The sequence below is a fragment of the Luteibacter sp. NPDC104163 genome (genome assembly GCF_055584245.1).
In genome coordinates this window covers 35391-45199 of record NZ_JBVJMK010000008.1, presented here as the reverse complement: position 1 = coordinate 45199, position 9809 = coordinate 35391, and the positions used below count along the sequence as shown (strand labels likewise).

Annotated in this window: 8 protein-coding genes; 4 read left to right on the top strand and 4 right to left on the bottom strand. The window is 60.5% G+C overall.

Annotated features, from left to right (window positions below; all coding sequences use genetic code 11):
• Positions 1-115: 115 nt before the first annotated feature.
• On the bottom strand, positions 116-1789 hold the full coding sequence (acpA, locus tag ACZ6YI_RS11730) for an acid phosphatase (RefSeq protein ID WP_465778817.1): 1674 nt from the start codon (positions 1787-1789) through the stop codon (positions 116-118).
• A gap of 23 nt (positions 1790-1812) precedes the next feature.
• Positions 1813-3633 carry a family 43 glycosylhydrolase gene (locus tag ACZ6YI_RS11725; RefSeq protein ID WP_465778816.1) on the bottom strand — a complete coding sequence of 607 codons (1821 nt, stop codon included), beginning with the start codon at positions 3631-3633 and terminating at the stop codon, positions 1813-1815.
• 288 nt (positions 3634-3921) lie between these two features.
• On the opposite strand from ACZ6YI_RS11725, the gene ACZ6YI_RS11720 reads away from it, so the two are divergent.
• From ACZ6YI_RS11720 to ACZ6YI_RS11705, 4 genes are all read left to right on the top strand, one after another.
• The gene (locus ACZ6YI_RS11720; protein WP_440330241.1) at positions 3922-4884 is read left to right on the top strand and encodes an ABC-three component system protein; all 963 of its coding nucleotides are present in this window, start codon (positions 3922-3924) and stop codon (positions 4882-4884) included.
• On the top strand, positions 4871-5092 hold the full coding sequence (locus tag ACZ6YI_RS11715) for an ABC-three component system middle component 6 (RefSeq protein ID WP_440330240.1): 222 nt from the start codon (positions 4871-4873) through the stop codon (positions 5090-5092). The genes ACZ6YI_RS11720 and ACZ6YI_RS11715 overlap by 14 nt, the downstream gene beginning before the upstream one ends.
• Positions 5093-5112: 20 nt before the next feature.
• Positions 5113-6804 carry a DUF2326 domain-containing protein gene (locus ACZ6YI_RS11710; RefSeq protein ID WP_440330238.1) on the top strand — a complete coding sequence of 564 codons (1692 nt, stop codon included), beginning with the start codon at positions 5113-5115 and terminating at the stop codon, positions 6802-6804.
• Positions 6805-6908: 104 nt separating this feature from the next.
• A complete protein-coding gene (locus tag ACZ6YI_RS11705; RefSeq protein WP_465778815.1) occupies positions 6909-7652 on the top strand; it encodes an alpha/beta fold hydrolase in 744 nt (247 codons plus the stop codon).
• Positions 7653-7974: 322 nt separating this feature from the next.
• Here the strand turns inward: ACZ6YI_RS11705 and ACZ6YI_RS11700 are convergent, their stop codons facing one another.
• Together ACZ6YI_RS11700 and ACZ6YI_RS11695 are read right to left on the bottom strand one after the other, a co-directional pair.
• Positions 7975-8487 carry a YcxB family protein gene (locus ACZ6YI_RS11700; protein WP_465778814.1) on the bottom strand — a complete coding sequence of 171 codons (513 nt, stop codon included), beginning with the start codon at positions 8485-8487 and terminating at the stop codon, positions 7975-7977.
• Positions 8484-9551, bottom strand: a complete 1068-nt coding sequence (locus ACZ6YI_RS11695; RefSeq protein WP_465778813.1) for a HEAT repeat domain-containing protein — start codon at positions 9549-9551, stop codon at positions 8484-8486. Before ACZ6YI_RS11695 ends, ACZ6YI_RS11700 begins: the two co-directional genes overlap by 4 nt.
• Positions 9552-9809: the final 258 nt, after the last annotated feature.

The following is a 9809-nucleotide window of genomic DNA, read 5'->3' as shown; positions in this document are numbered from 1 at the left end:
CCCGGGCGGCCGGGGGGGGCACTCCGCGGGTTTTGGGGGGAGCGCGCGTGCGCGCGATGGGTGCTCGCGGCATCTCCCATCGCGCGCAAGCGCGCTCCCACAAGCGATAGGCAACTTAGGCGAAGGCCAGCGTCTCGGTCAGATCACCCGGTGCCGGCCCACCGGCCTTCACCATCGCATCGTCACGCATCTGCAGGCCCGGCAGCTTCTCCAGCTTGAAACGCCGCGTGAGGAAGCGGGAGATCGAGCCGGTGTCGTAGATGGTGTGCTCGACGTGGCCCTTCTTCGCGAACGGCGAGATGACCAGCGCGGGAATACGTGTACCCGGGCCCCAGCGATCGCCCTTGGGCGGCGCGATGTGATCCCACCAGCCGCCGTTCTCGTCGAAGGTGACGATGACCAGCATGTTCTTCCACTGCGGGCTCTGCTGCAGCTGGTGCACGATGCTGCCGATGTGGCGATCGCCGGCTTCCACGTCGGAGTAGCCGGCGTGCATGTTCAGGTCGCCCTGCGGCTTGTAATACGCCACGGTAGGCAGCTTGCCGGCCTTCGCATCGGCCAGGAACTTGTTGGTCTTCGGCGATTCGCCGACGCCACCATCGCGCAGGTGCTTCGCGCGCGCGTCCGTTCCCGGTGCGAGTGAAACGAAATAGTTCAGCGGCTGGTGATGCGGCTGGAAGTTCGGCGTGGAGGGGAACGTGCCGTCGTCGCTATCGCCTTTCCCGTCGAGCGCGGCCTGGAAGCCGCCACCATACCAGGCCCAGTCGATATCCCTGGCCGAGAGCATGTCACCGATCTGCTTGTGCTTCTGCGGCACAAGCGTGTTCGGGCTCGTCGCATCCGCCAGCAAGGGATTCTTGCGATCGACATTGAAGCCCGGCGAATACGGCGGGCCGATCGTGTTGACCGCGTAGAAGTCCGGCGTGAGCTGGTTGTGGTGAGCGAACTTCGGCTTGCCCTGCATCGCGCTCTTCGGCGACTTCTCGTCCATCTTGAGGCGGTAGTCGGTGGCGCTGCCGCTCTCGGTCACCGCGATGGCGAACTGCGCCGGGCTCTTGTCCGCATCCGGATAGAACGGCGGCTGCGCGGCGACGAGGTACTGGTGGTTGAGGAAGGAACCGCCGAACGCACCCATGAAGAAGCGGTCGCACAGCGTGAACTGCTCGGCCAGGCGCCACAGGCGGAGATGCACCGGCGTGTCGGCGTAATGACCCATCGTGAGTGCGCCATTGTCGCCCCAGGCGACGAAGCCATCGTTCTTGCCGCCGTTGATCTGCAGCTGGTTGTTATAGAACGCATGCACCAGGTCGCGCGTGACCACGCCATGCGGCAGCGGCGTGCCGTCACCGATATGCAGTGCCCATGGCGCGTTGGGCAGGCCGGTGATCGCGTCCTCCGCGATCTTGTACGTGCGGTGGTCCACGGTCTGCTCGTGCGGCACCAGGCCGCCCCAGATCGGCGGGAGCGTCTTCAGCACCGAGCCGTCGCGGTCGCGCTGGATGTAGCGCTCCGGCGGCACGTCCTTCAGCGGCTCCTTCAGCCCGGGGAAGTTCGCGAACAGGTTGTTGAAGCTGCGGTTCTCCGCGTAGATCACCACGACGTTGTGAATGTGCTTCTCGAGCAGCGCATCCAGCGCGGCGCCGGTGGGCGCGGGCGCATGGGCCTTCGCCGCGGGCGTGGCCGCATCCGCTGTGCCGCCAAGCGCGAGCATCGCACCGGTGGTGGCCATGCCACCAAGGAGGCGGCGGCGGCCGGTGTCGGGGGTATCGTTATCGTGCTTCTTGGTCATCGCTGCGAACCGTGGGCGTGGAGCTATCGAGGGGGAAGCTCCACGGTTTGAGAAAGTTCGGAGACGCCATGCTCGTCGAAAGCTTCAACCGCCACGACGTAGCGGACGCCCCTGTTCAGACTACGCAGGGTAAACGATGTGGGCTGATCGGCAAAACGCTGGTAGGTCGAGTGCAGCCGATCCGCCGCGAGGCCCCAGCGCACGTTATAACCGACCGCCCCCGGCACGGCTTTCCAGGCTATCGTTGCCTCGCGGGTGTCCGCGCCACGCTTTGCGCTTACGTCCCGGGGCGCCTGTGGCGCCGGGCCATCGGCGTTTCCGAACACGCGGATATCCGAGATCGCAAGGTGCTTCGCGCCGACATGCTTATGCACGTAACGGATATAACGAGGGCGCGCGGGCTGATCGAGTTCCAGGTAAGCGTTGGGCCGGTCGCGGTCGGATGACGAAAGATCGGCGAGGGTCACCCAGTGCTTGCCGTCCGTGGAACCTTCGAGCACGAATTGCGTCACGATGTCGGGTGCATCGCCGTAGCGATCCGACTGGTAATCCGCATAGTTCACCTGGATGGCACGCACGGTTGGCGTGCCTTGCAGGTCCAGCGTCACGTTCTCGCCTGCGCGGTTTTCCTTCGCGACCCAGAACGTGCGCGGGTTTTCATCGGTGAGCGCCGACGCGGCATGCTCCGGCAGTGCGGACGAAGCCGTCGCCTTCTTGCGATAAGAAAGCAGCATCCAGCCGGTGAAGGTCGTCTCGCCGTCGCGAAGCGCGCGATCGGGCATGCGGTGGGGAAAATCGCCGAAGCGTGTGTCGACCCACATCTCGCCATCGTCGTGCCAGCCCGCGGGGAACATGACGATGCGTCGTTCGAAGGTCTGGTTGACGCCCAGCCACGTGGTGCCCGTGTTCCACGTATTGCCGTACGCGTCGTCGAACGTCGAGCCGTGTCCGGCGCCGGTGGCGAAACCACCCGGTTTATAGCCCACGGGGTTGTAAGGTGCATAGGCGAACGGACCCATCGGCGAAATCGCGACATATACCCCGGTGCCGTACACGTTGTATTCGGTCCCGGGTGCACCGTACTGCAGGTAATAACGCCCGCCGTGCTTGTTCATCCACGAGCCTTCGATGTACGCCGGTTTGTCGCCCATCGTATGGTCCGGACCAAACCGTTCCCAGCCATGGTTCGCGGGATCCAGATGCAGAAGCGCAAGCGGCTGGGTCACGAACGCAAGGCGCTTTCCCTCGCCTTCGCTCGAGTCGAGGCGCATGTCGAGCTGCGCACCATAGAGCGGATACTTATCCGACGAGCCCCAGTAGAGATACACCTTGCCGTCGTCGTCGCGAAAGAGACCGGGATCCCACGGTCCAGGGGGGAGCGGTCCACGGACCTCGAGATTCCCGGCGGGGTCGTAGCGCGTCGCCCCAGGCACGGGCGGCAACTGGTGCGTCCAGAAGCTCCATTTCCCGTGGGCCGGTTCCGTCGACACCATCAACGGCTTCGGCGCGAATGCCGATTGCATAAGGAATAACTTGCCGTCGGCGACAAGGGTTGCCGGTGCGACATTCCCGTCGAATGGCCAGTGGTCGGGGCTGACAAAGTCCCAGTGCAGCAGGTCCTTTGATACCCAGTAGCCATCGGCAAGGGTCTGGAACAGGTAATACGCGTCGCCATACCGCACGATCGTGGGATCAGCGCCCGTGCGGAACGAAACGCCATCGTTCATCACCTCCCAGTTGTACCGGTAGTCGATGTCGATCGGATTGGCGTACGTATGCTGCGTGGCGCGCGCGATCACAGGTAGCGCCATTAAAAGGGTGAGGCACAAGGTACGGTGGCTCATGGATACCTCATGCTCAAAGGCTACCCCAATCAAGAGAGTATAAGCGGCGTTACATCGTCGCCCCGGCGAGCAAACGCCTGCGGTCACCATTTGGCCGCCGAGGTAGACGGAGCCGGCCTTCGGCGGTTTGCTTACGGGCGGGTGGGTCGGTCACCCTCATCCACGTAGGGTGCCGCCTACCGCCTCCGGGCTCATGCCCTACATTCTATTCAGACGTTACGTACGTCCACAACGGCCTAAACGTCTGAGCTATAGGGTATTATTTCTCGAGTCAAGGAAGAGGTGCCTATGTTGCGTTCGATGTATGCAGAATTCTGTGCTGAGAAGCTGACGGCCCTTGCTGGGCAGGTCGAGACCCTTGGTCGACTGAATGTCCTTCATCTACACACGCACTGCGAGACCTTCTATTTACATCTGCTCAACCTTATCTTCGGTCTGAAGCTGATAAATCTGAATACCACGTCGCAGAACGCGCCCGGTATCGACTTAATCGATGAATCTGCAGGACTCGCCATTCAAGTATCGGCAACTGCTACAAAGGACAAGATTGAAGGGGCTTTGGCGAGAGACTATACCGCCTACAAAGTAGACCGATTTCAGTTCATATCAATTTGTAAAGACGCGAGTAAGCTGCGAAAGCAGGTTTACGAGAATGTATCGGGCCTAAGCTTTGATCCGGTCAAGGACATCCACGACGTTATCTCTATCATGAACTGCATAGTGGCGCTTCGAGCCATTGATCAGGCGCCGGTCTATGAGTTCATAAAGAGCGAATTTGTCGAACGACGGACAGCTAAACTTCAGAGCACACTCGGCGCCATGATCGTTAAGCTTGCAGAGGCGGAAGCCATTTCAAGCCTGGCGAGCGCCGGTCTCCCCTTTGCCATCGACGAGAAGATCGACCATAACAAGCTGATTGAGGCCAGGCGCATCATTCAGGAGTGCGCGCCATACACGGCGAAGGTCGATGCTATATATGCGGAGTTCGACCGTCTCGGAAACAACAAGAGTCGATCAGTTTTTCTGGCGATTCTCGCCCTTTACGCAAGTACCTCTGACGAGGCGTCGAGCGATAAGAGGTTTCTAAAGCTCGTTTCTTTGGTCGTTGGACGCTTTTCGGAAAGTGAAGGTTTCGCAGGTCATGTAGCGATGGAGGATGCGGAGTTTGCGGCTGCTGCCCTTGTCGTTCACGCTTTCATGAACTGCAAGGTCTTTGATAGACCGCCAGGGGTCGTTCATGCTCTTGCCTGAAGACGTTAATCCAAGGCAATCGGCCTACTTCGGCGGCGGTCTTTTACTTCAGCACCTGTACGAGGTTCGTCGCGCTTCTATTTACGAGTTATTCGGACTCGTTAAGTCGGAGATTTCTTTTCCCGTTTTCGTGCTCTCGTTGGACTGGCTTTTTCTACTTGATCTTGTGGAGTTGGATGGAGATGGTTGGTTAGCCCTATGTTCTTAAGAGCCTTGGTCATATCATCAGTGGACGGCTTGATTCGAGAAATCAAGTTCCGTCAGGGCCTAAACCTAATCGTTGATGAGACGCCAACAGGTGCGGGCAAGTCTACGGGTAACAGTGTGGGCAAGACGACGGCCCTCATGCTCGTCGATTTCTGCTTGGGGGGAAGCCCGAAGCAGATCTATACCGATCCTGAAACTGGTAAGGACGAGTATCGTCTTGTTAAGGACTACTTGATTGAAAAAGAGGTTCTCGTCTCGCTGTGCCTAACTCAAGATCTTTCCTCCGACCCTTCGGGAGACGTGTGCATCGAACGCAACTTCCTATCGCGCAAGCGAGCAATTCGGCGCGTGTCGGGTCAGTCTTATACGGAGGAGGGCTTCAAAGAGGCGGTTTCGGAACTGTTGGTGCCGGGCCAGCTCGGGAAGAAACCCACATACAGGCAGATCATTTCCCATAATATTCGATATAGTGAATCGGCGAATTCGAATACGCTGAAGACGCTAGACAAATTCACGAGGGATGAGGAGTATGAGTCCCTCTATCTCTTCATGTTCGGTTGCGACGTGGCCGACGGAGAGCAGAAGCAGATGCTTCTTGCTGATCGACGCATTGAACAGAGCTTTCTGGCTCGCCTTCAGCGAACGCAATCGTTATCTGGATACGAGGCGACGCTTGCCGTCGTCGAGGCCGGGATCTCGCGAATAAACGCCGAGGTCACCTCGCTAGGCGTTAGGGCTAGCATGGATGAGGATCTGAGGATACTCAGCGATCTTAAGGTCCAGGCTCACGTGGCATCTGAAGAGATATCGCATCTTCAGCTTAAGGAGAAGCTGATCACTGATGCGGCGAGAGAGCTTCGCACCTCAAGTGTCACGATTGATATGGCGGCCTTACGGCAGCTCTATATGTCGGCACGTGATCACGTCGACGGGATACAGAAGTCGTTCGAACAGCTTGTAGAATTCCATAATGGAATGCTTGAGCAGAAGGCCGCATATATCGAACGCGACCTGACGTCAATTCGTGAGCGCATTTCCAGCCTGAAGAATCTGCGTGCCCACGTTGTAAGCGAGGAACGGTCGCTGGCGTCTTCGGTGCTCGATGGGATGACATACGAGCGTTTGTCTGACCTAAACGCAAGGCTAAATGACCTTAGTAGAAGAAAGGGAGAGGCGGAAAGCCAAATTGCATCGATACGATCGGTAAACGCTCGCATCGATGAGATAGAAGTTAGCCTCAGGAATCTCGAGAGTCTCATGTTCTCGCGTGATGCCCAGCAGCGCATTCAGTCTCAACTCAATCGGTTTAATGTCATTTTTTCCGAAGTATCTCAAGAACTTTATGGGGAGAGCTTCGCTGTTAAAGTCGAGCGAGTTGCAAGACGTGGAGCCTCGATATTCAAGTTTTCTGCGTTCAACACGAATATGAGCTCCGGAAAGAAGCAAGGCGAGATCGCTTGCTTCGATCTGGCGTACACAATTTTCGCCGACGATCAGATGATCCCCTGCGTTCATTTTCTGCTTAACGATAAACGAGAGTTGATGCACGGAAATCAGCTCGCGAGGATCGCCGCGCTCGCTGAACGTGAAGGTATTCAGTTCGTTGCATCTATGCTTCGCGACAAGCTTCCCGCTGAATTGAATCAAGACGTGTTCATCGTAACGAGGCTGTCCCAGCGCGATAAGCTATTCCGCATAGAGAAGTATGATTAGGGGTGCCAGTCACCGATTTTGGGGTATTCATAAAATCGGTTCGTCAACACGAGGGGCGCAGATGGTTTCACGAGTTCAGGGCACGACGGTGCCCGCCGGTGGCTATGAGCCACAATAATGCGCCGACACTCGTGCTGCTCCCCGGCATGGATGGTACCGGCATGCTTTTTGAACCATTCCGGGCGTGCCTGGGTGACGATCTGCGAGTACAGATCATTCCATACGCTGATCAGGCCGGCGCCGGATACGACCAGCTCGCGGAGTACGTCGCACCGTTGCTTCCGCCGTCGCCCTTCATCTTGTTGGGTGAGTCATTCGCCGGTCCGCTCGCTATCCTGTTGGCCGCGAAGAAGCCACCCGGCTTGCGTGGCCTGGTGCTTGCCGCGACGTTCGCACGTAGCCCGAGGCCTTGGGCAAGGCATCTCTCGTCCCTGGTCCCACTCATGTTCATGAGCCGGGCCTGGGCGCACGCATCGCTTCCGTTCCTGATCGGCAATCGTGCACCGCGAGCGTTGAGGCAATCCTATATGGAGGCAGTGTCGGGCATTGGGAACGCGGCGCTTCGAGGGCGCCTGGCAGCCACGCTATCGGTGGATGTCTCCTCCTCGCTCGCCTTGACGGTAGTTCCGCTGCTCTGCCTGCGTGCGACACGCGATGTTCTCGTGCCGCAAGCGGCGACGGAGCATATCCACGCCACCCGCCCGGATTCGATTCTCAAGGCAGTCGATGGACCGCACGGCATCCTGCAGTCGAATCCCCAGGCCTGCGCAGACTATGTGCGCGACTTCGTTGCAGCGAACGTCTGCAGGAAGTCTGTTCAACGTCACCAGGGTTTGCGCAACCAGTAAAGGCAGTGCGTACACGACTCGACGGAGTAGGGATCGACCCCACGCCGAAAGGGTGGATAAGGCAACTCGCCACAATGGGGACACTTCGGCGCGGCCGTCCTCGACGTTACGGCCGCTGCGAAGAAGGCGCCCATGCCCGGTATGACGGCCAGGAGCATCCACTTGCCCGCGAGCCACTGGCCTGCCAGGCCAACCACCATCCCGACGCCGCCCACGACGTAGAGCCAGCCAAAGCGTTTCCCGTACGCAGCGAGCGCAGCGCTCCATGCTTTCGTGACCTCGGGATCCAGCGTGGCGCGGATGGGTGGCGAACTCGCCACGGTCACGCTCCGCGCACCCTGACGCCTGCAGCGCGCGCCAGTTCAAGGAAGCGCGCATCGTGCGCGCCACGATCAATGAAGAGCGCGCAGGAGCGCGTGGTGAAGACGTACAGCGTGTGTGGTGACACGCAGACGCTGTGTACCGCGCGCCATGCCACTTCGGCGGACATGACCGTGGTGGTGTACTTCACGGTGTCGCGGGTGATCGTGAACACCGGTGAGCCTTCGCGCTGGGCCTTGTCGGCAAGCCTGCGTACCGTCGTCGTCATCATCCACACGATGAAGCCCAGGCCGGAGACGATGCCGACGATGGGCGGGAGCCAGTCAAGGGGGCGATGGCTCGGCGTACCCACGGAGCAAGCGATCACGGCGACGGCCGCGATCGCCATGACGAACAAGGCGCGCGGCGCCCAGCGGTACATGCCGATCACGCTGCGGCGGAGGCTGGCGGGTGTGCGTACGGTATGGATGGTCAGGACGTCGGTCTGCGGCGTTGGTGCGGTCGCGTTGCTCATGGTTCGCCTGCAAGAAGAAGCGGGTTGGACTTCGGGAAGAGGGAAGGTGAGGCCGGCCTCAGTGAACCCACGCGATCACGCCACTCGCCGTGACGCGTACCGGGGCACGGTGCCATCGAGAAGCTCCCATCGGTGGCGAGAAGGATGTCGGCTGCCGGTAGGACGATGCGGAGCTGGCCGGGCTCGGCTACGGCCCCGTAAGGCGCCCAGGGCAGGCGGCGCCAGTACGTGGCGTGCCAATCGCCGTGCTGGGCGCGCTCGAGCTTGTACACGGCACCATTCACCCAGCCCAGGTGCGACAGACCCGAGATCGCGATGATGTCGGTGCCCAGCCGTGCGATGGCCTGCACGTTCATGTCGCCTAGCTGGCTGACATGGCCTTGACCATCGTCGAAGTACAGCCCACCCCCGAACTCGCCCTTGTCGATGCCGTATAGCCGTCCACCATCGATGGACAGCTCCGGCAAAACCATGGGGCGATCGGTAAGCGCGCAACGCGAGTCGTAAGGCAACGTGCGGCCCAGGGCCCATTCCTGTCGGTGGAACGGGGTAAGCGGCGCCGGGTGCTCGATCTGGTTGATCGCGGCCGCGGCGTAATCCCGAACCGGTGGATACCAATAGCCGCTGGCGGCCCGGTGGAGCGCAGGTAATGCGGCGCGGTCGCCCAGGCGCCCCAAGGCAAGGGCCGCGAAGGCACTGGCGTAGGCATCGGCAGGATCGGCCAGTACGCGCTGGAGTGCCTGCTGTGCCGGCGGGTAGCGGACGTAGCCGAGGGAGGCTGCCGCGATCGCGCGAATGTCGGGTCGTGGACTATCAAGCAGCGCGATGGCGGCGTCTCCCGCCGCCGAGGGTGCGGAGGGTCCCAAGCTTGCCAGATCGAACAGGTCGCCCTCCGTGGGCGCACCTTGCAGCGCTGCAACGAGGTCTTTGCCTTCGCGCGTGGTGGGGCGTGTGTCATCCCGTACGGCTGCGGTGTCTATCGGCGGCAGTGCTGCTTGGGCACCGGCCATGTGCCAGGCCAATAACAGCAAGCACGCGATCCATCGCTGGGGCTTCGCACCCATGGCTCTCTCCCGGTCCCTGAAAGCCGCGACGCCCCCGCCCCGTTCGGCGAGCGCATCTTGCGTGGGCGCGGCGCATTGGCGCAAGGCATGCCGCAACGCAGCCGATTTGGTGCATGAGGCTTATAAATGCACCGTCGTGGTGCAATCCAGCACATGTCATTTGGCGGGTTTATGATGCCGGGGCTTGATCCAGGCCGGTCTTCCCATGCGGGGCCGCTGGCATAGCGATTGCTACAAGCCCTGCGCCCCAACACCTAT

Coding starts and splice junctions, on each gene's coding strand:
- ACZ6YI_RS11720 (WP_440330241.1), top strand. CDS start 3,922: ATGTTGCGTTCGATGTATGCAGAATTCTGTGCTGAGAAGCTGACGGCC.
- ACZ6YI_RS11715 (WP_440330240.1), top strand. CDS start 4,871: ATGCTCTTGCCTGAAGACGTTAATCCAAGGCAATCGGCCTACTTCGGC.
- ACZ6YI_RS11705 (WP_465778815.1), top strand. CDS start 6,909: ATGAGCCACAATAATGCGCCGACACTCGTGCTGCTCCCCGGCATGGAT.
- ACZ6YI_RS11725 (WP_465778816.1), bottom strand. CDS start 3,633: ATGAGCCACCGTACCTTGTGCCTCACCCTTTTAATGGCGCTACCTGTG.
- acpA (WP_465778817.1), bottom strand. CDS start 1,789: ATGACCAAGAAGCACGATAACGATACCCCCGACACCGGCCGCCGCCGC.
- ACZ6YI_RS11700 (WP_465778814.1), bottom strand. CDS start 8,487: ATGAGCAACGCGACCGCACCAACGCCGCAGACCGACGTCCTGACCATC.
- ACZ6YI_RS11695 (WP_465778813.1), bottom strand. CDS start 9,551: ATGGGTGCGAAGCCCCAGCGATGGATCGCGTGCTTGCTGTTATTGGCC.